We start from the raw sequence: 27,000 nt of genomic DNA, 5'->3' as shown, positions 1-27,000 counted from the left end.
GTGCCGGGAGGATAAGGCACACCGGGCCGGATTCAGCGGGACGTCAGCCTTCCTGGCGGCGCTCGTCTTCCATCTGCCGGCGGCGCTGGCCTTCGAGGTCGCGCAGCCGCGCATCGATGATCGACGCGTCGATGAAATCGACCTTGCCGCCCGGCGTGCGGGCCAGGCGCTGGCCGGCGCGCAGGCGATCGACCGCGCCGGTCAGGTCGCCGACGGCGTAGTGCGATTCGGCATCGGCGCGCAGCGAGCGCAGCTGCAGGCCGAGCTGCTCCCAGGTGCGGCTGAGTTGCTGCCAGGCGAGCGCGTCGGTCGGGTGCAGCGTGGTCCAGGTCTGCAGGTCGTCGGCGCTGCGCTTGATGGCCGGGTCGGTCTTCGGCGAGGCCAGCGCCACCTGGGCCTGCAGCAGCAGCACCGCCCGCGACGGCGTGGCGCCGCCGTCGAGGTAGGGCTTCAGCACCTGGCCGGCGCGCACGCCGTCGCCGCGTTCGGCCAGCGACTGCGCCTGCAGCATCACGACCTCGCGCTCGGCGGTGGCATCGCTGCGCGGGCTGCCGCGCACCACGCCGAGCGCCACCTGCAGCGCGGCATCGGCGCGCGCCCAGTCGTGCAGCAGCGTCGACGCGAGCGCGCTGGCATAGGCGGCGTTCAGGCGCTCGCCGACGCTGGCGGTGGCCGCGACCTTGTCTTGCGACTGCCAGCGGCGCAGCGCATCGGTGCGCGCATCCATCATCACGCGAGCACGGGCCTGCGCCGCGACGTGCGCGAGCACGCTGACCGGCGGCACCGGCGCGGCGGTGCCCAGGCGCTGGCGGGCATCACCGATGCGCTCGGTGGTGATCGGGTGGGTGCGCAGGTACGGGAAGCCGCCGCTGTCGTTCAGGTGCGAGGCCTGGTCGAGCTTCTCGAACATCGCGGCCATGCCGCCGGGTGCGAAGCCGGCGCCGGTCAGCACGTTGAAGCCGACGCGGTCGGCCTCGCGCTCCATGTCGCGCGAGAAGTTCAACTGGCCCTGCACCGAGGCGGCCTGCGCGCCGGTGAAGATCGCGTTGGCGCCATCGACGCGGGTGCTGCGCGTGGCGGCGATCACGCCGAGGATCATGCCGGCCAGCCCGATCAGCGACTGGCGCCGGCTGTTGACCATGCCGCGCGCGATGTGGCGCTGCGTGACGTGCGACATCTCGTGTGCCAGCACCGACGCGAGCTCGTCGCGCGTGGCCGTCATCGCGATCAGGCCCAGGTGCACGCCGACGTAGCCGCCGGGCAGCGCGAACGCATTGACGGTCTTGTCGCGCACCAGGAAGGGCTCCCACGCGAAGCGCTGGTCGATCTCGCCGCCGATGTTGCCCTGGGCGCGCGAGGCCGCGACCAGCGGCTGCCAGAGCGACTGCAGGTACTCGAGCAGCACCGGGTCGTCGAGGTAGTCGGGGTCTTGTCGGATCGCCCGCATGATCTGGTCGCCGATGCGGCGCTCGGTGCCGACGCTCAGGTCATCCGACACCGAATCGCCGAGCGCGGGCAGCGCGTTCTGGGTGGCCGGCACCGGCTCGGGGCCGGGGCTGGATGCCGCGCCTTGCGCCTGCGCCCAGCCGCTGCTGCCGAGCAAGGCCAGCGCGCACAGCGACGCGACGAGGCGGGCGGCGACGGTCGGGCGGGTGGGAGGCGCGGTGATAAGCGCGGTGATGGGGATCGGGCGTGTCATCCGGTGGGGCGCGAAGGCGAAGAGCGGCCGATCGCTATGATGCCAGCGCCACGTTGCCCGGATGTTTCCCTTCATGTCCAAGCCCCTTCCCCCAGTGCAGTCCCTGCCGGCGAGCGACCCCGCCCTGACCCATTTCGACGCGCAGGGGCAGGCGCACATGGTCGACGTGTCGGCCAAGGCCGAGACGCACCGCATCGCACGCGCCGCCGGCGTGATCCGCATGCTGCCGGCCACGCTGGCGCTGATCCAGAGTGGCACCGCGAAGAAGGGCGACGTGATCGGCATCGCGCGCATCGCGGCGATCCAGGCCAGCAAGCGCACCGCCGAGCTGATCCCGCTGTGCCACCCGCTGCCGATCACGAAGGTGGCGGTCGATTTCGAGATCGATCCCGCGCAGAACCTGGTGCGCTGCATTGCGCAGGTCGAGACGCTCGGGCGCACCGGCGTCGAGATGGAGGCGCTGACGGCGGTGCAGGTCGGGCTGCTGACGGTCTACGACATGTGCAAGGCCGTCGACCGCGGGATGGTGATGGGGGAGATCCGGGTGCTGGAGAAGCACGGCGGGAAGTCGGGGGACTGGGTGGCGGCTACCTGAAGTCTTCGAAGCTCAGCGGGCGGCTCGGCTGCAGGCACTGGAACGGCAGCGGGGTCGACGCCGCCTTCGGTGCTTCGCAAGGGGCGAAGAACTCGGCAGCGCCCGGGTTGTTGAACTCGCGCAGCCGCTGGGCGACATAGCGGGCGCGGTCGGTGTCGCCGCTTTCTTCGAGCGCCTTGGCCCAGGCCATCATCAGCCGGGTGTCCAGCAGGTAGTGGGTCGAGCGCTTGAAACTGCCCAGCGCCTCGCCGGGATGCTCGGCGATGGTGCCGGCGGCGTAGTCGGCGTGGTGGGCGAACAGCCAGCTGCGCTGGCCGTCGGCAATGCGTTCCGGCAGCGGGGCCGCATTCTCGGGCGGCGAGAAGATGACCACGACGCGCATGTAGTCGAGCACCGACACGATGGCGCCGACCACCAGCAGGGCCGAGCCGATGGCCAGGGCCGTCGAGATGCGGCGCGCCGCCGCGGGCGCCGCAAGCTCACGGGGCTCGCGAATGCCGCCCAGGCAGATGCCGAACGCGAAGGCCGTCGGCAGCAGGAAGTAGGCATACCACAGCGGGTACTCGAGCATGCTGTGGACCGCCATCGTCAGCACCATCACGAGGGCACCGCGCTGGGTCAGGCCATCGGTCGACGCCGCTCGCCGCGCTGCGACGAACGCCTTCCACAGGGCCCACAGCAGCAAGGCCATCACGAGGGTGCCGAGCGGGATGCCGAGCTCGACCAGCAGCTGCAGCGGGAGGTTGTGGGTGTGGTCGAAGAAGGCACCCGGCCTGCCGGGGAAGGGCGTGAGGGTCCACGCGAAGTTGAACTCGCCCCATCCCACGCCGAGCCAGGGGTGCTGCGCAATCAGCGACAGCGCATTGGCCCAGATGCCGAAGCGCGAGCTGGACGGGTCCGATCCGTGGATCTGCGAGTCGCCGGCGAAGGTCTGGACGCCGGCGGTTGCGAGCATCCACGACAGCACGTAGAGGACCGGCATCAGCAACAGCAAGATGCGCGTGAAGCGCGACAGGCGTCGATCGACCACGCCCCAGACGGCAAGCAACAGCACGCAGACCATGCCGGTGCGCGAGACGGTCAGCACAACCCCGAGGACCAGCGAGCCCATGGCGAGCAACGAGGCCACGCGGGCCATGGCCAGGCGCGGGTCCCGCGGACGCTCGACCCAGGCCTCGTGCAAGCACGCCAAGGCCGCGAGCGACCAGACCAGCAGGCTGCTCAGGTGATTGGGCTGGCGCAGGTTGCCGCCGGCGCGCCCCGGTGTGGCAGGCCGGGCGATCCAGTTGCCGTCGGCCCACTGGGGGACGAAGGACTGGATGAGGGCCACCAGGACGCTGAGCAGGCCGGCGATGAACAGCGCGAGGCACAGCGAGTGGAACACCGGGTCCCGCTGCTCGAGCGAGCGTCCCACAGTGACGCCGACGACCAGCGTGACGGCCGCAGCGAAAATTGTGCCGGTTGACGACAGGGCCAACGGCCACGGCGCACCTGTCGCAACGGGCGCGACCAGCGCCGAGACAGAGAGGATCAGCAGCGCCGCTATGGCCGCGAGCGACGCAGCAGCACCACGGGGAGGAACGGCATGCAGGGTGATGGTGAGCGACAGCATCAGCGCAGCCACACCCCATCCCGCCAGTGCCGCAGCCTGGTTCAGCAGCGTTGCCGATGGCGGGACATTGAAGGCCAGCAGCGTCGGAACGGCGATGGCGACCAGCAACAGGCCACTGGCCAGGGCAGGTTCGACATTGGAGGTGGAACGCGAAGCGACCATCAGAAGAAGCCGTCCAGCGGGAGATGGCCGACGATGCGCGCATCAGGTTGCGCGACCAGCGTGACCCAGCTCGCCCGGCGCGACATCAGCGGCAGGAAGCGAAGGTCCTTCACTTCCACACCGGCCTTGGCGGACAGAGCGCGCACCGACTCGGCCGCGGCCGGATAGTGTTGAACCAGCACGGAGACCGGTTTGGCAACACGCAGCACATCGGCGCGTGCCTGCGCGTAGTCAGCCCAGTACTTCGGCACCATCGACAGGTCGACGCCGCTCATTCCGAGCGTCATCGAACGAAACTGCTCGTCGGCCGACGTCGGCTTGAGGGCGGCGATGAGCTTCGGGCCGGTCCAAGAAAGGTGCTGCAAGTCCGCAGGAGCCGACGGCAGTTCGTCGACGGCCACTTCCGAAGCGGTCACCACGCGCATGCGATCCACCTCGAAGGCGATCACCACCGGGCGAGCCAGCGCAATGGTATGGAGCCCATAGCCCAGTGCGGCGAGCTGCACCACGGCAATGGCGGCGATGTCTCTGAACAATTCGCGCCTGGGCTTGGCCCCGTTCGCGACGACCGCCGTCAGCAGGGGGCCGAGGATCAGGTCGACGCCGGTCAACAACCCGAACAGTTCAAGGCCACCGGTCAGCGCCCCGTAGGGCGAGGGATACCAGAGCACGAAGACGAGCAGACTGGCTGCCGTCGCGACCAGGACGCTGAACAGCAGGTGCAACACGGTAGCGCGCAGGCGGCGCGGCAGGTCGGAGAAGCGTTTCATGGGCCGGGAGGGATGCTGATCGCGGATTCTCTCAAATGCGCGAACGCCCGGCTGAGGCCCTCACCGCTTGCTCAGTGTCGGGACAGCAGGGAACTCAACGGCTCGAAGCTCAGGAAACTCTCCCTGGCTGGCCGCCACCCAAGCCTCGCGGCCTTCTTCGCATCGCTCGATCATTTGCGTCTTGCAGAGGCGGCGCAGAGTGTCGCGCGCCTGATCGGGACGGCCATTCAACGCAGAAGCCAGCGCGTATCGGAACAGGACCGGCGGGTGGCCGTATCGCGCTGCGACATCACGCATCATGTCGAGTTCCTCGGGGGGCATGCCTCGCCGCGCCTGTGTGTTGGCGAAGTGCAGGAATTCGCGCAGCTGGGTCAGCAGCACCAAGTCGGGTGCGTGCAGAGTGCGCGGCGGGCCGATCCTCGCACCCTCGAAGCGCAGATCGCGGTAACTTTCTTCGGCTTGTGCATATTCCCACGTGATCCACGACGTCAAGGCGATGCAGCCGAGCAACGCGAACACGGCGGCGACACGTGGAATCCGCACGGCCCATGTCACCGGCGCGGAGGTGTCCAGTACGCCCAGCATGAATCCGAACGGGAACAGGAAGAAGGCGTACTCCAGCGGAAACTCGATCAGGCTGTGGACGATCAGGATCAGCACGGCGACCATCAGCATGATGGTGCCGGCGTCACGGCATGCCCGAAACCGCGACCAGAGCCAGGCGATCGCGCCGGCCAGGATCAGCAATGCCAGCGGGAATCCGTTCCAGATCACGAGGTCCAGCAGGATGCTGTGAGCATGCTCCACCATCTCGAAGCTGGCGCGGTGGTCGTTGGCCGTAACAGCTTGCGCAACGGCGCTCTGGTTCCAGCCGTACCCCAGCCAGGGTTGCCGCAGCGCGGCATCGAGCATGGTTTCCCAGTGGATGAGCCGGGCACCGCCCGTCAACTGTTCCCGCAGTTCGCGCCCTTGCGACAGCATCAATGTCTCGCATAGACGTTCCCAGCCGACGACGGAGATCAGCAGCACGGCGGCGAAGAAGAACAACACCCACGGCGGAACCCGGAGCCGAGCGCGCCGACGCTGCACCAGCAGCCAACCGATCAGGGTGGTGAATTCTACCCAGCCGACGCGAGATTGCGTCATGGCGACGCCAAAGCAGATCAGAACGCCAGACAGCATCAGCCCGGTCAGCCCGATCGCCGTTCGTTCGTAGAGGAACAGTGCGCCACACAGGCCGAGAAACAGCAGGGTGGCGAGCATGTTGGGCTGCCCAAGGTTCCCGTAAGGTCTGCCGCCGACAGGCATGTCGACCGACCAGATGCCGAAGCCATCGAGGCGAAGCCACTGCGTCAGTGCCACGCCCAGTGAGAGCAGCGCGGCAAGCAGGACCAGCAGTGCCGCGACCTCGCTGAAGCGGGTGTCGGCGAGCTGACCGCGGGTGGCATTGGCTCCCGCGGCGATCGAAATCGACAGTCCGGCCATGTAGGCGGCCGCGATGAGGGCGTCGCCGAAGAACAGTGTCTGTCCGGCCAGGGATTGAAGCAGCGGCACCAGTGCCAGCACGGCCACTGCGAGCGCCGACGCGGGAAGGCTCAGAGCCGGTCGCCGCCGATCAAAGGCCACTACGGCCAACATGGCGATCAAGGCGAGCGTGGCCAGCCAGTCGGAGTGGAATGCGGCCCACGGTGCATAGTGGTTCGGATTCAGCCACGCCAGGCCAATGAGCGCGACCGGCACGAAGCGCCAATCGGTGGTTGATTTCATCTTCCGCGGATCCAATAAAAAAGGGCAGCCAATGGCTGCCCTTCCTTGCGTATCGACTGCGAGAGTCGATCAGCCGCGGCACGAGCCCGGCAGGTACTTCTGGTTGACCGTGGTGGCCGGGGTGACGGTCTTCGAGCCGCAAATCCAGCGGTTGATGACCGTGCCAGGCACGTAGGACAGCGCAGCGCCTGCAGCATCAGCCGGGACCAGGGTCACAACGAAGCCGTCGATGTTGGCCGTGTCGCCGGTGCCTTGAGCGCCGACGGTGATGGCGCCGTTGGCGCTGACAGCGATCGAGCTGACATACTTGGACGTCGAGCTGACTTGCTCGCAGCCCCAGCCGCCGGTCGGGATGACCGACAGCGAGCTCGAACCGTAGACTTCCGTCACGGCCGTGCGGCAGCCGGAGGCAGCCAGGATGACTTCAGAGACCTTGGCACGCTTGGTGTAGTCCTGGTAAGCCGGCAGTGCGACGGCAGCCAGAATACCGATGATCGCAACGACGATCATCAGTTCGATGAGGGTGAAACCTTGTTGAACGCGCTTCATGTAGAGCTCTCCTGAGATGGGAACGGGTGGGACACGAAGAATAAGATGCAGCCCTCGTGCCAAGCTCAATCCCTAGTTTTGATGTGATTTTCGACCGTTGTTCTGACGCAGCCGGTCACCGCTTGCACCAAATGCCTACCGCGCCCGTTCTGCATTGACCAAAACCGTCACTTCGTTTCTGTAAACGGGATTGCGCAAACGGTTGTCAGATGCTTCAAGCCAGTTCGATCATCTGGCCCGCCTGCAGCGCGGCGATGCGATGCGGCGTGACCAGGTTGGCAACTTCCTTCATCACCGAGGCCACTTCACCCGGCTTGATGTGCGTGATGTGAACATCGACCGCGCCCTTCAGCGACGCCAGCTCATGGCTGAGCGCCGCCGGGCACAGGTGGCGGCTGATGCGGGCGAGCTGCCGCTCGTCGTCGCTGAACGCCGTCTCGATCACCAGGTGTTCTATCTTGAGCGACGACAGCCGCTCCCACAGCAGCGGGTTCGGCCCGGTGTCGCCGGTGTAGATCCACCAGCCCTCGGCGCCTTGCAGCCCGAAGCCGACCGCCGGCACGGTGTGCGCCGCGCTCAGCACCTCGAAGGTCTTGCCGCCGAGCACCAGCTGCTGGCCGACCTCGAACGGCCGCAACTGCAGCACCGGTTGCTCGCGGCTCGGCAGCCGCGTGAAGTCGGGCCAGATCACGCCATTGAAGATGTGCTGGCGCAGCGCCTCGAGCGTCTGCGGCAGCGCATGCACCTGGATCGGCGGCCGGCCGGCGGCCATGCGCCGGCGCATCACGCTGTCGGCCAGCAGGCCGATCGACAGGATGTGATCGAGGTGCGAGTGGCTGATCAGGATGTGGTCGATTTGCGCCAGCTCGTCGAGCGACAGGTCGCCCACGCCGGTGCCCGCATCGACGAGCACATCGTGTTCAATCAGGAAGGCGGTGGTCCGGCTGCCTGCGGCAATGGCCCCGGAGCACCCGAGGACGCGGATTTTCATGGCGGTGGCAGGAGGCGCGCGACACAGGCACGCCAGCAGGACAGAACGCTGAATGCTGACCGCGACCGCCCGGTGATGCAAGGTGCGAAGCCGCGATTGGGCCCGCCTTGAACACCTCGATACCCGGCATTCGGGATCGACGTGAATTGCTTCACGCCGGCCGGGCTACAGAAAATCTCGTCCGGTGCCGAGCCCGTCAGACCTGCACGAACTGCATCTGCGTGCCGGCGAGTTCGATCACGTCGCCGTTCTTCAGCGGCAGCGTGTCGCTGGCCAGCGGGTTGCCGTTGATCGTCGGGCGCGACGAGCCTTCGACGTGGGCGAACACATAGCCGCCCGGGCGTTTCGTGATCGACGCGACCTGCACGCCGGGCTTGCCGACGGTCGTGACCACCTTGGTCAGCGCGACCTCGCGGCCCGCAGCGGCACCATTGAGCACCTTGATGGTCGCCGGGCTCGACGACGTGCTCAAGCCACCAAAGCCTGAAGCCGGCGCGAGTGTCTGCGCGAAGCCCTGGGCCGAAGGCACCGGCGCAGCGCCGGGCTTCATGATCATCGTCTTCTCGTAGTCGGTGCCATCCTCGACCAGGTACTTGATCTTGTACTTGCCGATCTCGACGGTGTCGTTGTGCGCCAGCAGTTGCTTCTTGACGGCCTTGCCGTTGATGTAGGTGCCGTTGGTGCTGTTCAGGTCTTCGATGAACACGTCGGAGCCGACCATCTGGAGCACCGCGTGCTCGCCGCTGACGGCCAGGTTGTCGATCACGATGTCGTTGTAGGGCCGCCGGCCAAGGGTCGTCTTGTCCTTGGTGATCTGCACTTCCTTGATCACGACCCCGTCGAGCGATACGACCAACTTGCCCATGCTTGACCTCTAGTCTCTCTTGTATGTCTGGGCTCCGAACCAGGACCCCGTGCAATGTGCTGGCAATTTCAGAGCCGGCAGAACTTCAATGCCTGAACGTTTCAACGCCTGAACGGCCACCACGATCGTGGCGCGATGCTCTGGCCCCGTACCCGAACCAGGACCACCGCGATATTATCCTTTCCACCCGCATCATTGGCTGCGTCAATCAGCGCCGCACCTGCCTCGTCCAGCGAGTCGTGCGCCTGCAACACCTGGCCGATGCTCTCATCGTCCAGCATGTCAGACAGCCCGTCGGAGCAGAGTAAGTAGATGTCTCCCGGCATCAGGTCGTGCAGGTGGGTCTCCAGCAGCACGGTGTCTTCGACGCCGACAGCGCGCGTCACCAGGTTCTTGTTGGCGGAGAAAGCGGCCTGTTCCGGCGTGATCAGCCCGGAATCGATCTGTTCCTGCAGCAGCGAATGGTCGTGCGTGATCTGCTGCAGGCGGCCGGCGCGAAAGCGGTAGCCGCGCGAATCGCCGACATGGCCCATCAGCAGCCGGCCGTCGCGGAAGGCGCCGACCACCAGCGTCGTGCCCATGCCGGCGTACTGCGGGTTGGAATTGGCCGCGTTGAAGATCGCCCGGTTCGCGTTGTCGACGCAGATGTCCATCGCGCGGCGCACGTCGGTGTCGGACGCATTGCCCGACGCTTCTTGCAGCCAGCGGCCCAGTTCGGTCTTGATGAACGAGGTGGCCATGCCGCTGGCGACCTCGCCGGCGTTGTAGCCGCCCATGCCGTCGGCCAGCACGACCAGCGCCGAAGCCTCGTGGACGGCGACCGAATCCTCGTTGTTGTTGCGCGCTCGGCCGGTGTCCGTGGCACTGAAGAATTCAAGCGACATGGCGGTGGCGGACACGGGCAGAGTCATCGAACCTTCAAACCAAGGGGGTCAGGAATTGTGCCTTGGATCGGCACGATCGAACTTCACGGTCTCGGTGAATCCGCTGGAATCGGGGGGTGGCGATCCTACGGCCGGCGGCGGCGCCAGCGCGGCGGCGTCCATCAGCGACGCGATCTGCCGCAGGTCGGACGCCATCTGCCGGCCGTCGGCATAACGCACCTCGGGCCGCTTCTCGACCGCGAGCGTGACCACGTCGGCCAGCATCTCCGGCAGTTCGGGGCGCAGCGTGCGCACGTCGGGCGCCGGCTCGTTGGCGATCTGGTGCATCAGCGTGGCCATCGAATCCGAACGGTGCGGCAGCAGCCCGGTGAGCAGCTGGAACAGCATCACGCCCAGCGAATACAGGTCGCTGCGCCCGTCGACGCGCAGGCCGGCCATCTGCTCGGGCGACATGAACGACGGCGTCCCGAGGACCATGCCGGTGCGCGTGCGGCTCGAGTCGGAAATCCGCGCGATGCCGAAATCGGTGACCTTCACCAGGTCGCGCGACAGGTCGACCATCACGTTGGCCGGCTTGATGTCGCGGTGCACCACGCCCTGGCTGTGCGCATAGGCGAGCGCCTCGGCCACGCGTGCGACGACGCGCAGCACCTGCGGCACCGGCAGCAGCCGCCCCGGCTGGCTGTGGCGCTGCAGGTCCTCGCCCTTCAGGTACTCCATCGCGATGTAGGCGAGGTCCTGGTCTTCACCCGCGTCGTAGATCGTCACGATGTCGGGGTGCTGCAATCGCCCTGCCGTCTCGGCCTCGCGGAAGAAACGGCGCCGCGCCTCGTCCAGCTCGTCGCCGGCGAATTCCTGGCTCAGCGCCATCGTCTTGATCGCGACCATGCGGCCGATCTTGCTGTCGCGGCCGAGGTAGACCGCGCCCATCGCGCCCCGGCCGATTTCGCGCTCGACCCGGTAGCGGCCGAGCATGCTGCCTTCGGCGCCCGAGCGAGACAGTGCCGCGACGGCGTCGGCAGGCGGCAGTGCAGAAGGTTCCGGCTCCGGCAGCACGCGACGGCCATCCAATCCGCGCTCGAATCCGAGCTGCCCGGTCACCAGCGCGGCCACCGGCAGCAGCCACGGGACCCACACCGAAGCCGACAGCAGGCCCCACGCGATCAGGATCTGGACCACGGCCAATGCGCCGCTGGCGAGGCGACCGCGGCCGGCATCGAGCCGCGGCAACACCAGCAACACGTGCGCGATCACCGCGGCCAGCAGCAAGGCGACGGCGGCCACCGTCGACGCGGCGTTGAATGAGGAATCTGGAGGAACGAGGCCGCCGCTGAACATGGAGCGGGCACCATATCACAGGCTCGCGGCCTCACGGCCGCGCAGCCCGCCCCGCCGTCACTCCGTCACTCCGTCGCGCCGCCCTTCGCCGCCTTGCCGCGCTTCTGCAGCCACAGCCCCACGACCACCACCAGCACCGCGCAGATCCCGCCGACGATGAAGTCGGCTTCCGGCACGTTGGCGTGGAACCAGTCGCGGCTGAAGGGGTCGCTGACGAACATCTCGCCGGCCAGGAAGCCCAGCAGCGCCGCACCCAGCGTGATGATGATCGGGAAGCGGTCCATGATCTTCATCAGCAGCGTGCTGCCGGCGATGATCAGCGGGATCGACAGAGCGAGGCCGACGATCAGCAGCGTCAGCCGCGCACCTTCCGGCGCCCGGTCGGCCGCACCGGCCACGGCCAGCACGTTGTCGACGCTCATCACCAGGTCGGCCACCAGGATCGTGCGGATCGCCGCGCCCATCGTGCCGTGCGACTTGACCTCGCCGTCGCCTTCCGAGTCGACCAGCAATTGCACGCCGATCCACAGCAGCAGCACGCCGCCGATCACCTTCAGGTAGGGCAGCTGCAGCAGCTGCACCGCGACGATGGTCAGCACGATCCGCATCACGATCGCGGCGGCGCTGCCCCAGAAGATGGCCTTCTTCTGCTGGTGCGGCGGCAACGAGCGGGCGGCCATCGCGATGACCACGGCGTTGTCGCCCGACAGCAGGATGTTGGCGGCGATGATGGCGCCGAAGGCGCCCCACAGGGCTCCTGACGTGAAGTCCATGGGTGTGGATCCTGTTGGTTGTGTTGTTGCGGAGAAAGGCGGGATTGTCTTTCAGCCGACCGGCACCCGGCTTCTGTAGTTTCCACAGGAGCCGGGCGTCCCCTCATAAAAAAAGGCCGCCTGCGAAGGCGGCCCCTTGGGCGACGAGCCGGGTGCGCTTAGAGCAGGCCCTTCAGCAGCTTGCCCATCTCTGACGGGTTGCGCGTCACGGTGAAGCCGCAGGCTTCCATGATCTCCAGCTTGGCGTCGGCCGTGTCGGCACCGCCCGAGATCAGCGCGCCGGCGTGGCCCATGCGCTTGCCGGGGGGCGCGGTGACGCCGGCGATGAAGCCGACGATCGGCTTCTTCATGTGGTCCTTGCACCAGCGGGCCGCATCGGCCTCGTCCGGGCCGCCGATCTCGCCGATCATGATGACGGCATCGGTCTCGGGATCGTCGTTGAACATGCGCATCACGTCGATGTGCTTCAGCCCGTTGATCGGGTCGCCACCGATGCCGACGGCGCTCGACTGGCCGAGGCCGATCTCGGTCAGCTGGGCCACCGCTTCATACGTCAGCGTGCCCGAGCGCGAGACCACGCCGATGCGGCCGCGGCGGTGGATGTGGCCCGGCATGATGCCGATCTTGATTTCGTCGGGCGTGATCAGGCCGGGGCAGTTCGGGCCCAGCAGCAGCGTCTGCTTGCCGCCCTTGGCTTCCTTCTGCTTCATCTTGTTGCGCACTTCCAGCATGTCCTTCACGGGGATGCCTTCGGTGATGCAGATGGCCAGGTCGAGGTCGGCCTCGACGGCTTCCCAGATGGCCGCGGCGGCGCCGGCCGGCGGCACGTAGATCACGCTGACGGTGGCGCCGGTGCTGGCGGCCGCGTCCTTGACGTTCGCGAAGATCGGGATGCCTTCGAAGTCTTCGCCGGCCTTCTTCGGGTTCACGCCGGCGACGAAGCAGTTCTTGCCGTTCGCGTAGTCACGGCACATGCGGGTGTGGAACTGGCCCGTCTTGCCGGTGATGCCCTGCGTGATGACCTTGGTGTCTTTGTTGATCAGGATGCTCATGGAATTTCCTTGGGGGGGTCGTCGCGCGGAGGCTCAGGCCTTCAGGGGGGCCTTCAGGGCGCCCATGACCTTCTGGGCCGCTTCGGCCATCGAGTCGGCGCTGATGATGGGCAGGCCGCTGTCGGCCAGCATCTTCTTGCCGAGGTCTTCGTTCGTGCCCTTCATGCGCACGACCAGCGGCACCGACAGGTTGACCGCTTTGCACGCGGCGATGACGCCTTCGGCGATGGTGTCGCAGCGCATGATGCCGCCGAAGATGTTGACGAGGATCGCCTTCACCTTGGGGTTCTTCAGCATGATCTTGAAGGCCTCGGTGACCTTCTCGGCCGTGGCGCCGCCGCCGACGTCCAGGAAGTTGGCCGGCTCGCCGCCGAACAGCTTGATGGTGTCCATCGTCGCCATCGCGAGGCCGGCACCGTTGACCAGGCAGCCGATGTTGCCGTCGAGCTGGATGTAGGCCAGGTCGAACTTGCTGGCTTCGATCTCGGCCGGGTCTTCTTCGTCGAGGTCGCGGTAGGCGACGATCTCGGGGTGGCGGAACAGCGCGTTCGAGTCGAAGTTGAACTTCGCGTCGAGCGCCTTGATGCTGCCGTTGCCTTCGAGGATCAGCGGGTTGATCTCGGCCAGCGACGCGTCGGTGCTCATGTAGCAGCCGTACAGCTTCCTGAAGACGTCGACCGCCTGCGCCTGCGAGGCCTCGGGCACGCCGATGCCCTTCGCGAGTTCGTAGCCTTGCGCGTCGGTCATGCCGGTCAGCGGGTCGATGAAGACCTTCAGGATCTTCTCGGGCGTGTTGTGGGCCACCTCTTCGATGTCCATGCCGCCCTCGCTGCTGGCCATCATCGCGACCTTCTGCGTCGCGCGGTCGGTGACGGCGGCAACGTAGTACTCCTTCTTGATGTCGGCGCCTTCCTCAATCAGCAGGCGACGCACCTTCTGGCCTTCGGGGCCGGTCTGGTGGGTCTTCAGCTGCATGCCGAGGATCTCGCCGGACAGCTTCTTCACGTCGTCGAGCGAGCGGGCGAGCTTCACGCCGCCGCCCTTGCCGCGACCGCCGGCATGGATCTGCGCCTTCACGACCCAGACCGGGCCGCCCAGCTTCTGGGCTGCCTCGGAGGCTTCCAGCACGCTGAATGCCGGGTAGCCCTTCGGGACCGGGACACCGGCCTGGCGCAGGATTTCCTTGCCTTGGTACTCATGGATTTTCATCGCGGACTCTCTCGCTCAGTTTCTAAAGATATTCAACGGGCAGGCCCGTCGATGGGAGTGCCTGGCACAGGCAACGCTCGGTACCAGCGGGGGTAGAAGGTGCGCACCGCCGGGCCGTCGGTGCGCAGTGCGTGGCAGCGGTCGAGCTGGAACGGCTGGCGGCCGGACGCATTGTCCTCCCGCGTGTCCAGCACTTCGCCGGCAAAGGCCTGCACGACCGCGGTCGGCAGCACCTGGGTCATTTCCGTCAGATGGGTGCAGCCCAGCACGCCGCCGAGCCGTTCGCGCACCGCGGCGCGGAAACCCTGCAGCAGGTTCAGGCCGACCAGCGCGCCATAGGCATCGCCGAGGTCGTCGCAGTGGCCCGGGTATGGCATCCAGCGGGTTTCGGAGCCGGCCTCGAGGATGTTGAAGACCTCGTCGACCACCAGGCGCAGCAGCATGTCGTGGATCGGGTCGCCGGCATGGCGGACCTGGCCGGCCAGCGTGGCGTCGCGGGTCTTGATGTCGCTGAGGTGGGCATCCACTTCCCACAGGCCGTTGCCACGCGCATAGACGCGCACGTCGATGCTGCGTCGATGCTTGAGCTGACGCTCGGGCGCGGCGGTGGGCAAGGCCATCAGGTTGGGTTTCAGGGTGGTTACAGCCGCGGACGAGCCGGAAGGCTTCGGTCCGCGCGGCCCCTAGGGCAAACCCCCGAAATGTAGCATCCCGCACCGCAGCAAGCGGCCACGCGGGCCGTCAAACCGGTGCGAATGCCTGCGTTTTGCCTGCCGGTTGCTTGCCGAGGATGATCATGCCGAGCACCTCGTCCTCGGTGACGTCGGCGGTTCGGTAGGTGCCCACCAGCTTGCCGTTCTTCATCACCGCGAGCCGGTCGCTGAGCTCGAACACGTCGGGCATGTCGTGGCTGATCAGGAAGATGCCGACGCCTTCGGACTTCAGCTGGCGCACCAGGTTCCCGACCATGCGCGTCTCCTCCGGCCCGAGCGCGGCGCAGGGTTCGTCCATCACCAGGATGCGTGCATTGAAGTAGATCGCCCGCGAGATCGCGACCACCTGCCGCTGCCCGCCCGACAGCCGGCGCACCGGCGTGCGGATGTTGGTGAAGTTCTTGTTCAGGCGCTGGAAGACCTGCCTCGCCTGCACCTCCATGAAGTGGTCGTCCAGCGTGCGCCACGGCGTGAGCTTCTCGCGGCCGAGGAAGAGGTTGGCCACCGAATCGAGGTTGTCGGCGAGCGCGAGCGTCTGGTAGATCGTCTCGATGCCGTGCGACTGTGCCTCGGCCGGCGTGCGGATGTGCACCTTCTGCCCGCCGATGCGGGTTTCGCCGCTGTCGATCGGGTAGGCGCCGGCCAGCATCTTCATCAGCGTCGACTTGCCGGCGCCGTTGTGGCCGAGCAGCGCGACCACCTCGCCGGGGAACAGGTTCAGGTTGACGCCCTCGACGGCGCGCACGCCGCCGAAGGCCTTGTGGATGTCGACCAGTTCGACGAGGGGTTCCACCGAAGTTTGCACGGTCAGCTTTCCTGGATGTAGCGGCGGTACAGCACGTCGAACACGACGGCGACGATCAGCACCTGGCCGATGATCACCATGCGCTTGCCGATCGGCACGTCGAGCAGCAGCATGCCGCTGTCGAGCGATTGCATGATCAGCGCGCCCAGCACCGAGCCGAGGATCGAGCCGCTGCCGCCGGACAAGGCGGTGCCGCCGATCACCGCGGCGGCGATCACGTAGAGCTCCATGCCGCTGCCCAGCGAGTTGGTGCCGGCGTTCAGCCGGGCCACCGACACGATGGCGGCCACCGTGATCAGCACGCCCAGCAGCGCGAACAGCATCAGTGTGACGCGCCGCACCGGGATGCCGACCAGCGCGGCCGCGTCCGGGTTGCCGCCCATCGCGAACACGTAGCGGCCGAAGCGGGTGCGGTGCACGATGAACGACAGGCTGCACGCCACCACGCCCCAGATCAGCACCGGCACCGGGATGCCTTGCGCCTCCGTCTTCGACGAGATCCGGTACGCCGACATCAGCGCGACGAAGCCGAGCAGCAGCGCGATCGTCAGCCCGGCCAGCAGCCCGTCGACCCACAGCGGATCCAGTGCCATGCCATGCCGCTGTTTCGCACGCCGGCGCAGCAGCATGCGCACGACCAGCGCCGCGCTCAGCAGCCCGCCCAGCACCCAGCTCGGGCCGACGCCGATCGCGCCGTCGTAGCCGCCGCCGAGGTTGACGAAGAAGTCGTCGCTGACCGGCTGCGTCTTGCCGTCGGCGACCAGGAAGGCCGCGCCGCGGAACGACATCAGCCCGCCCAGCGTCACCACGAACGACGGCACGCCGAGCACCGCCGTCAGCCCGCCCTGGTACACCGACACCAGCAGCGCCACCGCGAGGCCGGCCAGGCACGAGGCCTGCCACGACCAGCCGGCGGTGTACTGGAGGTAGGCGATCAGCACGCCGACGAAGCCCATCGTCGAGCCGACCGACAGGTCGATGTGGCGCGCGACGATCACCAGCACCATCACCGTCGAGACGATGCCGACCACCGCCGTCTGCTGCGCGATGTTGTAGAGGTTCTCCGGCGACAGGAAGATGCCGCCGGACATCGCGTGGAACACCACGGACATCACGGCGAGCACCAGCCCCATCAGCACCAGCCGCCAGTCGACGGCGGCACGGCGCAACTGCTCCAGCAATGGACTCACTTGCAGGCCGAGGGCACCTTGTCGCCCGTCACGCCCTTGCACAGCTCGTCCTTCTTGATCCAGCCGGCCTTGACGACGACGTCGAGGTTGTCGCGCGTGATCGCGACCGGTGCCAGGAAGCGCGACTGCAGCGCGATCTTCTTCTCTCCGCCGTTCCAGCTGACGGCCTTCTCGGGCGACTTGCCGCCGCCGAGCGCCACCGCCGCGCTGGCCGCTTCACGGCCCAGGTCGCGTGCGTCCTTCCAGACCGACACCGTCTGCGAGCCGGCGGCCACGCGGTTCAGCGCGGCGAAGTCGCCGTCCTGGCCCGACACCGGGATGCCCTTGATGCCCTTGCTGGTGAGCGCTGCCACCACGCCGCCGGCGGTGCCGTCGTTCGACGCGACGACCGCATCGATCTTGCCGCCGTTCTTCGTGATGATCTGCTCCATGTTCTTCTGCGCGACCTCGGGCTTCCAGCCGTCGGTGTACTCCTCGCCGACGATCTTGATGTCGCCCTTCTTGACGGCCGCGTCGATCACCTCCTGCTGGCCTTCGCGCAGGAAGTTCGCGTTCGGGTCGGTCGGCGAGCCCTTGATCATCACGTAGTTGCCCTTGGGCTGGGCCTTGAAGACGGCGCGCGCCTGCAGGCGGCCGACCTCCTTGTTGTCGAAGGTGATGTAGAAGACACCCGGCGCCTCGATCAGGCGGTCGTAGGCCACCACCGGCACCTTCTGCTTCGCGGCCTTGTTGACGGCCGGCAGGATCGCGTCCTTGTCCATCGCCAGCACGATCAGCACCTTGGCGCCCTTGGACATCAGCCCCTCGATGTCGGCCAGCTGCTTCTCGGGCGAGCCGCCGGCATCGGCGCTCACGTACTTGGCGCCGAGCTTCTCGAGCTGGGCCTTGATGGCGGCCTCATCGGTCTTCCAGCGCTCTTCCTGGAAGTTCGACCAGCTGACGCCGACGGTGAGCTGCGCCTGCGCGGCGCTGCTGAGGCCGCCGAAAGTGAGCGCGAAGGCGACGGCGCCCAGGGTGTGCTTGATCTGCATGTCTCTCTCCTGTCTTGTGGGGTGCATCACTTCGGTCCTCGGCGGGCGCAAGTTCGACCACGCCGACATAGTTTGAGTGACGAACGAAATGTTGCTTCAAACCGTTTCGGCGTCATCGGGACAAGCCCTGATGCATGAAAAAAGGGCCCCGCGGGGCCCTCGAAAAGGAGTCGTCAGTCGGTCTTGCCATCGGAAAACAAGTTCACCGAAGTACCTCGGCGCCCGCGCGCGCCTTGCTTCGCAGCGGCGGGCGCGTTCAGCACTTCGCAGTCAGGCTCAGAACCAGATTTCGACCTGAGCACCATAGGAGGTGCCCGTGTCCTTGCCGTCGCCGATGCCGGTGACGCCGTTGGCGCCACTGGCGGCGTTGGCCGCCAGGTTCCACTTGGCGTGCGTGACGTACAGGCGCAGTTCCGGCCGGTTCCAGAAGCCCGGGCCGGTCGACAGCGTCGGCGCGAACGTGACCTTCGCCAGCTTCTGCGTCTCGCCGCCGTCAGGCTTGCGCTGCACGTACGCCGCTTCGCCCACCAGCTTGAAGTTCTTCGTCAGCGCATACGAGCCACGCCCGCCCACCGACACCGAGTTCACCTTGGTCGWCTCGCCCGCCGGTGCGTCCAGCTTGTCCTGCTGGAACATCAGCATGCCCTGGCCGCCGAACGCGCCGATCTGCCACGTCGGGCTTTCCACGATCCGCCAGCTCTTCGCGTTCGAGCTCGCCGYCAGGTTGCCGAAGCCACCGTCCAGCCCCGCCGCGCCCTGCGCGTACTGCACCCACAGCGTGTTGCCTCCACCCAGGCCGAACAGGTTCTCCTGGTTGTGCTGCAGCGACAGCCCGCCGCCGCTCGTGCCGCCGGTGAAGTCCCCGCGCACGAACGTGCCCGTCACGCGCAGCTTGCCGCCCGGGTTCACCGCGAACTCCGAGAAGTCCAGGTTGAACCGCGAGCCCGGCTTGGTCGAGTTGTCMCCGTCGGTGCGGAACGCCGCCACCGCCAGCTTGCCGCTGCCCACGCTGATGCTGTCCACGCCCGCGCCCACGCCCGACAGGTTCACGAAGAACGTGTCGACGATGTGCACGTCAGCGCGGCCGTAGAAGCGCTTGCCGATCCAGAAGTTGCCTTCGGGCAGGATGTCGAAGCCCTTGCCTTCCACGTAGATCTGGTTGATGCCCAGCTTGCTGTGGTCCAGCGACTGGTTCTTCGCGTCCTGGCCCGTCGCCCCGCGATCCACTGCGCCCGTGTCCGAGCCGGGGCTGAACAGGTTCGTCATCAGCGCGGCCTTGTAGTCCACGCCGTCSGCCTTGAACCCCTGGCTCAGCAGGAACTCGCCGTACAGGTCGCACTCGTTGCCCAGCCGGTACTTCATGCCCTGGCCCGACAGCCCGTAGCACGCCCGCGACGAGTCTTTCGACGTCGCGCCCGGGCCCGTTCGGAAATAACCGCCCCAATCGACGGCTTGTGCAGAGGTGGCGCCCAACAGACCCATCGCGGCGGCAACGGTCGCGAGCTTGAACTGACTCTTCATCAACTGACTCCTCAGAGGTTTTGCTTTGAAATGTGCCGAGCGCCTGGTCTGGGGGGACCCATTGCTGCAGCGGTTGGGGGAAACAGGGTGGGGCGAGCGGGGTCGCAGTTCGCCCGGAATGGCTGGAAACGTGCGTTGTCTTCCTTGTGTCCAGCGAGTAGCACGGCTACATCGTTGGCTGTAAGGTTTTGTCAAGGTTGACTCTAGTAATCCGACTACAGCCGGTAAACGCGGGTTTTCCCCTCGTTTATCACAATAACCACACCCATCAGGGAAGTCCCGAATGCCCAGCTGTCAATACTTTGCAGCCGGCTTGGCTATCATGAAAAGTAGTTTGGCTACAAAGTCGAGCGCACGGTCCGGGTGCATGGCGCACCGAGGCGGGCCATAGCAGGGGGCGCACTCTGCGTCGGGAGGCCGCATGCGAATGGTCGCGCTGCGGCGAGGATCGTTGCCACGGGGTTTGCCTGCGGTGACTTGAACGAGAGAACGTTGACATGCAGGCAGATTCATTTCCGCGGTGGGTCGGTGACGTCGGTGGCACGAACGCGCGTTTCGCGCTGCAGCTGGCACCCGGTGCCGAGCTGAGCGCCATCGACACGCTGCCGGCCGCCGATCACCCAACGCTGCAGGACGCGATGGCGCATTACCTGCACACGCATTCGCCGGCCGTGCGGCCGCGCTGGTGCGCGATCGGCATCGCCAACCCCATCGTCGGCGACCAGGTGCAGATGACCAACCACCACTGGTCGTTCTCGATCGAGGCGGTTCGCCAGAAGCTGGGCCTCGAGCGCTTGTTGCTGATCAACGACTTCACGGCGCTTGCGCTGTCGCTGCCGTCGCTGAAGCCCGCCGAGCTGCGGCAGGTCGGCGGCGGGGCGGTGGTCGAGGGGGCGCCGGTCGGGCTGATCGGTGCCGGCACCGGGCTCGGAGTGTCGGGGTTGTTGCGCGTGCCCGGCAGCGAGCGCGTGGTGCCGCTGAACGGGGAGGGCGGTCACGTGACGCTCGGCGGCGCCACGCCGCGGGAGGATGCGGTGATCGCGGCGTTGCGCCAGCGCTACGGCCACGCGTCGGCCGAGCGGGCGTTGTCGGGCCCGGGGCTGGTGAGTCTCTACGAGGCGCTGTGCCAGGTCGATCGCGCCACCGCCCAGCCGCTGAGCGCGGCCGAGGTCAGCGAGCGTGCGGTGGCGGCGAGCGATGCGCATTGCGTCGAGGCGCTCGACATGTTCTTCGCGCTGCTGGGCAGCGTGGCCGGCAACCTGGCGTTGTCGCTGGGCACGCGCGGCGGGATGTACATCGGCGGCGGCATCGTGCCGCGCCTGGGGGGCCGGATCGACCGGTCGAGCTTCCGCGAGCGCTTCGTCGCGAAGGGGCGGTTCCGCGACTACCTCAATGCGATGCCGACCTTCGTCGTGCAGGCCAGCACCTCGCCGGCCCTGTTGGGTGCCTTGCGGGCGCTGGACGACCTGTGATCAGACTTCGGTGATGCCGCCCATCGCGTGGCTGAAGCCACCGTCGACATAGGTGATTTCCGACGTGACGCCGGCCGCCAGGTCGGACAGCAGGAAGGCGGCGACGTTGCCGACATCGTCGATCGTCACGTTGCGGCGCAGCGGCGCGTTCTGTTCGACCACGTCGAGGATCTTGCCGAAGCCCTTGATGCCCGACGCGGCCAGCGTCTTGATCGGACCGGCCGAGATGCCGTTGACCCGCACGCCCTTCGGGCCGAGGCTGGCGGCCAGATAGCGCACCGACGCTTCGAGCGAGGCCTTGGCCAGCCCCATCGTGTTGTAGCTGGGAACGCTGCGCATCGCCCCCAGATAACTCAGTGTCAGCAGCGCGGCCTTCGGCGTCAGGCGCGACGCGGCCGCCTTGGCCAGCGCCGGGAAGCTGTAGCTGGAAATGTCGTGGGCGATCCGGAAACCCTCGCGCGACAGGCCTTCGAGAAAATCGCCGGCGATCGCTTCGCGCGGCGCGAAACCGATCGAATGGACGAACCCGTCGAATTGCGGCCAGGTCTCGCCGAGCTGGTTGAACATCGCGTCGATCTGTTCGTCGCTCGCGACGTCGCAATCGAACAGCAGCGTGGAGTCGAACTCGGCGGCAAACTCGGCCACGCGGTCCCGGAAGCGTTCTCCGACATAGCTGAACGCCAGTTCGGCGCCTTCACGCCGGCAGGCGCGGGCAATGCCGTAGGCGATCGAGCGGTTGGACAGAACGCCGGTGATCAGGAAGCGCTTGCCGGCCAGGAATCCCATGGAGTCTCCAGTCTGGTGTCATCGAAAAGGGGGTGCTCATTCTGGCACGCACATGCGCTTGACGGTCACAACCCTTGCCGGGTACTCGTTCACCGGGATACAATGCGTCTTTCGCAAGAAAACTGCATGGGCGGATTCTTCCAGCCCATTTTTTTTGCTTCTCCACATTTTTCATAACCTCTGAAGACACTCGCTGGATGATTTGGCAAGACGTTGTTGAGCGCACCGTGACCGGGCTGGGTTACGACCTCGTGAATTGCGAGCGCAGCCCCAAGGGTTTGCTGCGTGTCTTCATCGACCGTCTGCAGAATGATCCGAACGGCGAGTTCATCGTGGTCGAGGATTGCGAGAAGGTGACCCGCCAGCTGCAGCACGTGCTGGAGGTCGAGGGGTGCGCCTACGAGCGCCTGGAAGTGTCGTCGCCGGGGCTGGACCGCCCGCTGAACAAGCCTGCCGACTATCAACGCTTCGCCGGCTCGGAAATCGAGCTGACGCTGAAGGTGCCTTTCGAGGGCCGCAAGAAATTCCGCGGCGTGCTGGAGGCCCTGGGAGAGCAGTGGCGCCTGGTGTTCAACGACGGCAAGGTCGACCAGGCCCTGGATTTTTCGTTCGAGGAAGTGCGGGAGGCCCATCTGGTGCCTGTCCTCGATTTCAAGGGCCGGCGCTTTGCGCAGCCGGCTGCTGTGCCGCACGACGCCGACGTGCAGGCCGAAGATGTTGACGGAGATCCTAAGAATGAATCGTGAACTCTTGATGCTGGTCGATGCCATCTCGCGCGAGAAGAGCGTGGATCGCGAAGTCGTGTTCGGCGCGGTCGAGGCCGCCCTGGCCTCGGCCAGCAAGAAGCTGCACGGCGGCGAGGTCGACATGCGCGTCACCGTCGACCGCGACAGCGGTGAATACGAGACCTTCCGCCGCTGGCACGTGGTGCCGAACGAGGCCGGCCTGCAGCTGCCCGATTCCGAGATCCTGCTGTTCGAGGCGCTCGAGCAGCTCCCCGACATCGAGGTCGACGACTACATCGAAGAGCCGGTCGACTCGGTGTCGATCGGCCGCATCGGCGCCCAGGCGGCCAAGCAGGTCATCCTGCAGAAGATCCGCGACGCCGAGCGCGAGCAGCTGCTCAATGATTTCCTGTCGCGCGGCGAGAAGATCTTCGTCGGCACCGTCAAGCGCCTGGACAAGGGCGACGTGATCGTCGAATCCGGCCGGGTCGAAGGGCGCCTGAAGCGCAGCGAGATGATCCCGAAGGAAAACCTGCGCTCCGGCGACCGCGTCCGCGCCTACATCGCCGAGGTCGATCCGACCCTGCGTGGCCCGCAGATCGTGCTGTCGCGCAGTGCGCCCGGCTTCATGATCGAGCTGTTCGCCCAGGAGGTGCCCGAGATCGAGCAGGGTCTGCTGGAAATCAAGTCCTGCGCCCGTGACGCTGGTTCGCGCGCCAAGATCGCCGTGATCTCGCACGACAAGCGGGTCGATCCGATCGGCACCTGCGTCGGCGTGCGCGGTTCGCGCGTCAATGCGGTCACCAATGAACTCGCCGGCGAGCGCGTCGACATCGTGCTGTGGTCCGAAGACCCGGCGCAGTTCGTGATCGGCGCGCTGGCCCCCGCCAACGTGCAGTCGATCGTCGTCGACGAAGAGCGCCACGCGATGGACGTCGTCGTCGACGAAGAGAACCTCGCGATCGCGATCGGCCGCGGCGGCCAGAACGTGCGGCTGGCCTCCGAGATGACCGGCTGGCGCATCAACATCATGACGGCCGAGGAATCGAAGGCGAAGCAGAGCGAGGAGTCCGACAGCGTTCGCAAGCTGTTCGTCGACAAGCTCGACGTCGACGCCGAGGTGGCCGACATCCTGATCGCCGAAGGCTTCAGCAGCCTCGAGGAAGTGGCCTACGTCCCGATGCAGGAAATGCTCGAGATCGAAGGCTTCGACGAAGACACCGTCAACGAACTGCGCACGCGGGCCAAAGACGCTTTGCTGACGATGGAGATCGCCCGCGAAGAGAAAATGGAAGACGTGTCGCAGAACCTGCGCGATCTCGAAGGGCTGGATGCGGACCTGATCCCGAAGCTGACCGAGAGCGGGATCAACACACGCGACGACCTCGCCGACCTCGCGGTCGACGAACTGACCGAAATTGCCGGCATCGACGAAGACAAGGCCAAGGCATTGATCATGAAGGCACGCGAACATTGGTTCACGACCTGACATTGAACGACCTGATGCCCCAACGCCCGATCGAACGCTGCACTGCAAGTACCAAGCAAGGATATTCACAATGGCTGTGACCACCGTCGCCCAGTTGGCTGCTGAGCTCAATCGCCCGGCGGCAGCGCTGCTCGAGCAGCTCCAGTCGGCCGGCGTCGCGAAGGCGTCGAGCGACGACGCGCTGACCGAGTCCGACAAGGAGCGGCTGCTCGACTATCTCCGCACGGCCCATGGCACGGGCGGGGGCGAGCGCAAGAAGATCACGCTGACCCGCAAGTCGACCAGCGAGATCAAGCAGGCCGATTCGAGCGGCAAGGCGCGCACGATCCAGGTTGAAGTGCGCAAGAAGCGCACCTTCGTCAAGCGCGATGAATCGGCGCCGTCCGAAGAGCCGGCAGCGCCGGTCGTCGACGACGCCGAACTGCAGCGCCGCGAGGTCGAGGCGCAAGCCCAGGCCGAGTTGCTGCGCCGCCAGGAAGAAGAGCTGGCCGAGAAGCGCCGCCAGCGCGAGGAACAGGAAGCCCGCGAACGCGAGGCCGCCGAGGCCCGTGCACGTGAAGCCGCCGAAGCCGCCGCGAAGGCGGCTGCCGAGGAAGCCGCGAAGGCGGCCGCCGCAGCGGCTGCTGCCGCCGCGGCCGCCGCTGCTGCGCCCACGCCGGCTCCTGCCGCGAAGGCCGCAGCGAATGCTGCCAAGGCTGCGCCGGCACCGAGCGCCGCGCCGGTGGTTGCTGCTCCGGTGGCGCCTGCCGCCCCGGTCGAGCCACCGAAGCCCGCACTGCGCGTGATCAAGGCCGCCGACGTCGTCGACGAAGAGAAGCAGCGCGCTGCCGACCTCGCCAAGCGCCGCAAGGCCGCCGAGGACGAGGCCGCCGCGATCCGCGCGATGATGAATGCACCGAAGAAGGTGCTGATGGCCAAGAAGCCCGAAGAGCCGCCCAAGCCGGAAGTCGGCAAGGAAGGCATCAAGGGCACGATCCACAAGCCGGCCGCCGCGCCGGGGACGACCACGGCCACCGCCGCGAAGCCGGGCGACAAGCCGGGCGACAAGAAGTCGGTCAAGTCCGAGAAGCTGTCGTCGAGCTGGGCCGACGATGCCGCGAAGAAGCGCGCACTGAAGACCCGCAACGACGCCGCGTCCCGTCCGGGCTGGCGTGCGCCGCGTGGTGGCCGCCGTGGCGACCGCAACGATTCGCAGGGCGGCAACTTCAGCGCACCGCCGGAGCAGCAGATCCAGGAAGTGCACGTGCCGGAGACCATCAGCGTCGCCGACCTCGCGCACAAGATGTCGGTGAAGGCGTCCGAGGTCATCAAGCAGTTGATGAAGCTCGGCCAGATGGTCACGATCAACCAGCAGCTGGACCAGGAAACGGCCATGATCCTCGTCGAGGAAATGGGCCACAAGGCGTTCGCTGCCAAGCTGGACGACCCGGAAGCCTTCCTCGAAGACACCCAGACCGAATCCAGCCACGAAGAACTGCCGCGCGCGCCGGTGGTCACCGTCATGGGTCACGTCGACCATGGCAAGACCTCGCTGCTCGACTACATCCGCCGTGCCCGCGTGGCCGCCGGCGAAGCGGGTGGCATCACGCAGCACATCGGCGCGTATCACGTCGACACGCCGCGCGGCATGATCACCTTCCTCGACACCCCGGGCCATGCGGCCTTCACGGCGATGCGTGCCCGTGGTGCCAAGGCAACCGACATTGTCATCCTGGTGGTGGCGGCCGATGACGGCGTGATGCCGCAGACCAAGGAAGCCATCGCGCACGCCAAGGCGGCCGGGGTGCCGATCGTGGTGGCGATGAACAAGATGGACAAGCCCGAGGCCAACGTCGAGCGCCTGAAGTCGGAGCTGGTGGCCGAACAGGTCGTGCCGGAAGACTTCGGTGGCGATTCGCCGTTCGTGCCGGTGTCGGCCAAGACCGGCATGGGCATCGACCAGCTGCTGGAGCAGGTGCTGCTGCAGGCTGAAGTGCTCGAACTGAAGGCTCCGAAGGACGCTCCGGCCAAGGGCCTGGTGATCGAAGCCCAGCTCGACAAGGGCCGCGGCCCGGTCGCGACGGTGCTGGTGCAATCGGGCACGCTGAAGCGTGGCGACGTGGTGCTGGCCGGTTCGAGCTACGGCCGCGTGCGCGCCATGCTGGACGAGAACGGCAAGCCGACGACCGAAGCCGGCCCGTCGCTGCCGGTCGAGATCCAGGGCCTGACCGAAGTGCCGCAGGCCGGCGATGAATTCATGGTGCTGGCCGACGAACGCCGGGCGCGCGAAATCGCGACCTTCCGTTCGGGCAAGTACCGCGACGTCAAGCTGGCCAAGCAGCAGGCCGCCAAGCTCGAGAACATGTTCGAGAACATGGGCCAGGGCGAAGCGCAGACGCTGGCATTGATCATCAAGGCCGACGTGCAGGGTTCGCAGGAAGCGCTGGCCCAGTCGCTGCTCAAGCTGAGCACGGCCGAGGTCAAGGTGCAGATCGTGCACGCGGCGGTCGGCGGCATCAGCGAGAGCGACATCAACCTCGCGATCGCGTCGAAGGCCGTGATCATCGGCTTCAACGTGCGCGCCGATGCCGGTGCGCGCAAGCTGGCCGAAGGCAACGGCGTCGACCTGCGCTACTACAACATCATCTACGACGCGGTCGACGACGTGAAGAAGGCGATGACCGGCATGCTGGCGCCGGAGCAGCGCGAAGAGGTGATCGGCACGGCAGAGATCCGCACGGTGTTCGTGGCGTCCAAGATCGGCACGGTGGCCGGTTCGATGGTCACCTCGGGTGTGGTGCGCCGCAACGCGCGCTTCCGCCTGCTGCGCGAGAACGTGGTGGTCTACACCGGCGAAGTCGAGTCGGTGCGCCGCCTGAAGGACGACGTGCGCGAAGTCAAGGAAGGCTTCGAGTGCGGTATCAAGCTGAAGAACTACAACGACATCGCCGAAGGCGACCAGCTGGAGTTCTTCGAGGTGAAGGAAGTGGCACGAACGCTGTAAAGCGGAGCGTGGGTCTCAC

At 66.9% G+C, this 27,000-nt stretch carries 23 protein-coding genes; 5 read left to right on the top strand and 18 right to left on the bottom strand.

Going from position 1 to position 27,000, the window contains the following annotated elements; genetic code table 11:
• Positions 1–43: 43 nt before the first annotated feature.
• Positions 44–1,699, bottom strand: coding sequence for a M48 family metalloprotease (locus ACXJLU_RS05050; RefSeq protein WP_457329369.1), 1,656 nt, complete (start codon positions 1,697–1,699; stop codon positions 44–46).
• A gap of 73 nt (positions 1,700–1,772) precedes the next feature.
• On the opposite strand from ACXJLU_RS05050, the gene moaC reads away from it, so the two are divergent.
• Positions 1,773–2,294: a cyclic pyranopterin monophosphate synthase MoaC gene (gene moaC / locus ACXJLU_RS05045; protein WP_457329368.1), complete on the top strand. Its 522-nt coding sequence runs from the start codon at positions 1,773–1,775 to the stop codon at positions 2,292–2,294.
• Here the strand turns inward: moaC and ACXJLU_RS05040 are convergent.
• The 16 genes from ACXJLU_RS05040 to ACXJLU_RS04965 all read right to left on the bottom strand — a co-directional run bounded on the left by ACXJLU_RS05040 (position 2,287) and on the right by ACXJLU_RS04965 (position 19,526).
• Entirely contained in the window at positions 2,287–4,068 is a 1,782-nt protein-coding gene (locus tag ACXJLU_RS05040; RefSeq protein WP_457329367.1) for a PglL family O-oligosaccharyltransferase, read from the bottom strand. The genes moaC and ACXJLU_RS05040 overlap by 8 nt on opposite strands.
• Positions 4,068–4,838, bottom strand: coding sequence for a TfpX/TfpZ family type IV pilin accessory protein (gene tfpZ / locus ACXJLU_RS05035; protein ID WP_457329366.1), 771 nt, complete (start codon positions 4,836–4,838; stop codon positions 4,068–4,070). Before tfpZ ends, ACXJLU_RS05040 begins: the two co-directional genes overlap by 1 nt.
• Before the next feature lie 60 nt (positions 4,839–4,898).
• A complete protein-coding gene (locus tag ACXJLU_RS05030; protein WP_457329365.1) occupies positions 4,899–6,605 on the bottom strand; it encodes a PglL family O-oligosaccharyltransferase in 1,707 nt (568 codons plus the stop codon).
• Between the two features lie 69 nt (positions 6,606–6,674).
• Positions 6,675–7,154, bottom strand: a complete 480-nt coding sequence (locus ACXJLU_RS05025) for a pilin (protein ID WP_457329364.1) — start codon at positions 7,152–7,154, stop codon at positions 6,675–6,677.
• Between the two features lie 214 nt (positions 7,155–7,368).
• The gene (locus tag ACXJLU_RS05020; protein ID WP_457329363.1) at positions 7,369–8,145 is read right to left on the bottom strand and encodes an MBL fold metallo-hydrolase; all 777 of its coding nucleotides are present in this window, start codon (positions 8,143–8,145) and stop codon (positions 7,369–7,371) included.
• A 196-nt stretch (positions 8,146–8,341) separates the two neighbouring features.
• Positions 8,342–9,010, bottom strand: a complete 669-nt coding sequence (locus tag ACXJLU_RS05015; protein ID WP_073465199.1) for an FHA domain-containing protein — start codon at positions 9,008–9,010, stop codon at positions 8,342–8,344.
• 101 nt (positions 9,011–9,111) lie between these two features.
• Positions 9,112–9,894 (bottom strand): Stp1/IreP family PP2C-type Ser/Thr phosphatase, encoded by a 783-nt coding sequence (locus ACXJLU_RS05010; RefSeq protein ID WP_047501166.1) that lies wholly within the window; start codon positions 9,892–9,894, stop codon positions 9,112–9,114.
• Between the two features lie 48 nt (positions 9,895–9,942).
• Positions 9,943–11,178: a serine/threonine-protein kinase gene (locus tag ACXJLU_RS05005; RefSeq protein WP_457329362.1), complete on the bottom strand. Its 1,236-nt coding sequence runs from the start codon at positions 11,176–11,178 to the stop codon at positions 9,943–9,945.
• 119 nt (positions 11,179–11,297) lie between these two features.
• Positions 11,298–12,005, bottom strand: a complete 708-nt coding sequence (locus tag ACXJLU_RS05000; protein ID WP_073465200.1) for a TerC family protein — start codon at positions 12,003–12,005, stop codon at positions 11,298–11,300.
• A gap of 158 nt (positions 12,006–12,163) precedes the next feature.
• Positions 12,164–13,057 (bottom strand): succinate--CoA ligase subunit alpha, encoded by an 894-nt coding sequence (sucD, locus tag ACXJLU_RS04995; protein WP_056812764.1) that lies wholly within the window; start codon positions 13,055–13,057, stop codon positions 12,164–12,166.
• A 33-nt stretch (positions 13,058–13,090) separates the two neighbouring features.
• Positions 13,091–14,266 carry an ADP-forming succinate--CoA ligase subunit beta gene (gene sucC, locus ACXJLU_RS04990; RefSeq protein ID WP_457329361.1) on the bottom strand — a complete coding sequence of 392 codons (1,176 nt, stop codon included), beginning with the start codon at positions 14,264–14,266 and terminating at the stop codon, positions 13,091–13,093.
• 32 nt (positions 14,267–14,298) lie between these two features.
• Complete coding sequence (locus ACXJLU_RS04985) at positions 14,299–14,886, bottom strand: DUF2889 domain-containing protein (protein WP_457329360.1); 588 nt, start codon at positions 14,884–14,886, stop codon at positions 14,299–14,301.
• 121 nt (positions 14,887–15,007) lie between these two features.
• The gene (locus ACXJLU_RS04980) at positions 15,008–15,790 is read right to left on the bottom strand and encodes an ATP-binding cassette domain-containing protein (RefSeq protein ID WP_073465232.1); all 783 of its coding nucleotides are present in this window, start codon (positions 15,788–15,790) and stop codon (positions 15,008–15,010) included.
• Positions 15,787–16,917: a sugar ABC transporter permease gene (locus ACXJLU_RS04975; protein WP_457329397.1), complete on the bottom strand. Its 1,131-nt coding sequence runs from the start codon at positions 16,915–16,917 to the stop codon at positions 15,787–15,789. Before ACXJLU_RS04975 ends, ACXJLU_RS04980 begins: the two co-directional genes overlap by 4 nt.
• Positions 16,918–16,970: 53 nt before the next feature.
• Positions 16,971–18,005 (bottom strand): D-xylose ABC transporter substrate-binding protein, encoded by a 1,035-nt coding sequence (gene xylF, locus ACXJLU_RS04970; RefSeq protein WP_073465203.1) that lies wholly within the window; start codon positions 18,003–18,005, stop codon positions 16,971–16,973.
• 276 nt (positions 18,006–18,281) lie between these two features.
• Positions 18,282–19,526: a maltoporin gene (locus tag ACXJLU_RS04965; RefSeq protein ID WP_457329359.1), complete on the bottom strand. Its 1,245-nt coding sequence runs from the start codon at positions 19,524–19,526 to the stop codon at positions 18,282–18,284.
• 497 nt (positions 19,527–20,023) lie between these two features.
• On the opposite strand from ACXJLU_RS04965, the gene ACXJLU_RS04960 reads away from it, so the two are divergent.
• On the top strand, positions 20,024–20,998 hold the full coding sequence (locus ACXJLU_RS04960; RefSeq protein WP_457329358.1) for a glucokinase: 975 nt from the start codon (positions 20,024–20,026) through the stop codon (positions 20,996–20,998).
• Here ACXJLU_RS04960 and fabI read toward each other — a convergent pair whose 3' ends face one another.
• On the bottom strand, positions 20,999–21,784 hold the full coding sequence (gene fabI / locus ACXJLU_RS04955; RefSeq protein WP_073467868.1) for an enoyl-ACP reductase FabI: 786 nt from the start codon (positions 21,782–21,784) through the stop codon (positions 20,999–21,001).
• 197 nt (positions 21,785–21,981) lie between these two features.
• Here fabI and rimP point away from each other — a divergent pair, with 197 nt between their 5' ends.
• From rimP to infB, 3 genes are all read left to right on the top strand, one after another.
• Positions 21,982–22,530: a ribosome maturation factor RimP gene (gene rimP, locus ACXJLU_RS04950; protein WP_073467867.1), complete on the top strand. Its 549-nt coding sequence runs from the start codon at positions 21,982–21,984 to the stop codon at positions 22,528–22,530.
• Positions 22,520–23,998: a transcription termination factor NusA gene (gene nusA / locus ACXJLU_RS04945; RefSeq protein WP_073467866.1), complete on the top strand. Its 1,479-nt coding sequence runs from the start codon at positions 22,520–22,522 to the stop codon at positions 23,996–23,998. The genes rimP and nusA overlap by 11 nt, the downstream gene beginning before the upstream one ends.
• Positions 23,999–24,068: 70 nt before the next feature.
• Complete coding sequence (gene infB / locus ACXJLU_RS04940; RefSeq protein ID WP_457329357.1) at positions 24,069–26,981, top strand: translation initiation factor IF-2; 2,913 nt, start codon at positions 24,069–24,071, stop codon at positions 26,979–26,981.
• Positions 26,982–27,000: the final 19 nt, after the last annotated feature.

Source organism: Rhizobacter sp. P5_C2, from assembly GCF_054049715.1.
The sequence above is the reverse complement of the archived record's forward strand: the minus strand, read 5'-3'. Positions and strand labels throughout refer to the sequence as shown.

Excerpts from the sequence above, each read along its gene's own strand:
- ACXJLU_RS04975 (WP_457329397.1), bottom strand. The coding sequence starts at position 16,917 with ATGGGGCTGGTGCTCGCCGTGATGTCCGTGGTGTTCCACGCGATGTCC.
- ACXJLU_RS04985 (WP_457329360.1), bottom strand. The coding sequence starts at position 14,886 with ATGGCCTTGCCCACCGCCGCGCCCGAGCGTCAGCTCAAGCATCGACGC.
- xylF (WP_073465203.1), bottom strand. The coding sequence starts at position 18,005 with ATGCAGATCAAGCACACCCTGGGCGCCGTCGCCTTCGCGCTCACTTTC.
- ACXJLU_RS05015 (WP_073465199.1), bottom strand. The coding sequence starts at position 9,010 with ATGGGCAAGTTGGTCGTATCGCTCGACGGGGTCGTGATCAAGGAAGTG.
- infB (WP_457329357.1), top strand. The coding sequence starts at position 24,069 with ATGGCTGTGACCACCGTCGCCCAGTTGGCTGCTGAGCTCAATCGCCCG.
- tfpZ (WP_457329366.1), bottom strand. The coding sequence starts at position 4,838 with ATGAAACGCTTCTCCGACCTGCCGCGCCGCCTGCGCGCTACCGTGTTG.
- sucD (WP_056812764.1), bottom strand. The coding sequence starts at position 13,057 with ATGAGCATCCTGATCAACAAAGACACCAAGGTCATCACGCAGGGCATC.
- moaC (WP_457329368.1), top strand. The coding sequence starts at position 1,773 with ATGTCCAAGCCCCTTCCCCCAGTGCAGTCCCTGCCGGCGAGCGACCCC.
- ACXJLU_RS05030 (WP_457329365.1), bottom strand. The coding sequence starts at position 6,605 with ATGAAATCAACCACCGATTGGCGCTTCGTGCCGGTCGCGCTCATTGGC.
- rimP (WP_073467867.1), top strand. The coding sequence starts at position 21,982 with ATGATTTGGCAAGACGTTGTTGAGCGCACCGTGACCGGGCTGGGTTAC.
- ACXJLU_RS05010 (WP_047501166.1), bottom strand. The coding sequence starts at position 9,894 with ATGTCGCTTGAATTCTTCAGTGCCACGGACACCGGCCGAGCGCGCAAC.
- ACXJLU_RS04960 (WP_457329358.1), top strand. The coding sequence starts at position 20,024 with ATGCAGGCAGATTCATTTCCGCGGTGGGTCGGTGACGTCGGTGGCACG.
- ACXJLU_RS05050 (WP_457329369.1), bottom strand. The coding sequence starts at position 1,699 with ATGACACGCCCGATCCCCATCACCGCGCTTATCACCGCGCCTCCCACC.
- ACXJLU_RS05025 (WP_457329364.1), bottom strand. The coding sequence starts at position 7,154 with ATGAAGCGCGTTCAACAAGGTTTCACCCTCATCGAACTGATGATCGTC.
- sucC (WP_457329361.1), bottom strand. The coding sequence starts at position 14,266 with ATGAAAATCCATGAGTACCAAGGCAAGGAAATCCTGCGCCAGGCCGGT.
- ACXJLU_RS05020 (WP_457329363.1), bottom strand. The coding sequence starts at position 8,145 with ATGAAAATCCGCGTCCTCGGGTGCTCCGGGGCCATTGCCGCAGGCAGC.
- ACXJLU_RS05040 (WP_457329367.1), bottom strand. The coding sequence starts at position 4,068 with ATGGTCGCTTCGCGTTCCACCTCCAATGTCGAACCTGCCCTGGCCAGT.
- nusA (WP_073467866.1), top strand. The coding sequence starts at position 22,520 with ATGAATCGTGAACTCTTGATGCTGGTCGATGCCATCTCGCGCGAGAAG.
- ACXJLU_RS05000 (WP_073465200.1), bottom strand. The coding sequence starts at position 12,005 with ATGGACTTCACGTCAGGAGCCCTGTGGGGCGCCTTCGGCGCCATCATC.
- fabI (WP_073467868.1), bottom strand. The coding sequence starts at position 21,784 with ATGGGATTCCTGGCCGGCAAGCGCTTCCTGATCACCGGCGTTCTGTCC.